The organism is Bacillus sp. AFS001701, assembly GCF_002559405.1.
In the GTDB taxonomy this organism is placed as follows: Bacteria; Bacillota; Bacilli; order Bacillales; family Bacillaceae_G; genus Gottfriedia.
The window spans coordinates 1-608 of sequence record NZ_NTZO01000703.1; the positions used below are offsets into that span (position 1 = coordinate 1).

The following is a 608-nucleotide window of genomic DNA, read 5'->3' on the forward strand; positions in this document are numbered from 1 at the left end:
CTAGCATCGTGGAAACCTTGTCCGTTGTTCGTGAATGGTGCCAAATAATTGACTTTAACTTCATATTTGTTTTTTCTCTTAATTAATTTAATCAAAAATTTATTTAGTAAAGTTTTTGATAACGACAATTATTAAGTAAGAATAAGTTTTAGCCCATTAATAAAATAATCTAATATAGATAGAAGGTGAATTTTGGAATTAAGAGAATTGGAATACTTTATGGCCATTTGTGAGGAATTACATTTTACAAGGGCATCAGTAAAATTAGGAATATCACAACCTGCTTTAAGCCGTCAAATAATAGCTCTTGAAGATAAATTAGGAATACGTTTATTTGATCGCTTAGGTAAAAAAATTGCCATTACAGAAGCTGGTAAAATTCTACAAGAAGAATCCGAAAAAATATTCACTAATATAAAATATATCTATGAACAAATTGAAGAGCTTCAAAAAGTAAAAAGGGGTAAACTGATCATTGGTGCAATGTCGGAAGAGTTAAGTCAGCTTGCGTCCGTAATTTTCCTAGAGCTTCATCGAATTCATCCCTATTTACAAATGAAGATCATTATGTCAGATAATATAGAGGAAAGAGTTATTCAAAATGAAAT

Annotated in this window: 1 protein-coding gene; it reads left to right on the forward strand. The window is 29.6% G+C overall.

Translation table 11 applies throughout. From position 1 onward, the window contains the following. Window positions 1-192 precede the first annotated feature (192 nt). The coding region (locus tag CN514_RS24735; protein ID WP_141529531.1) for a LysR family transcriptional regulator at window positions 193-608 on the forward strand (416 nt) is incomplete at its 3' end.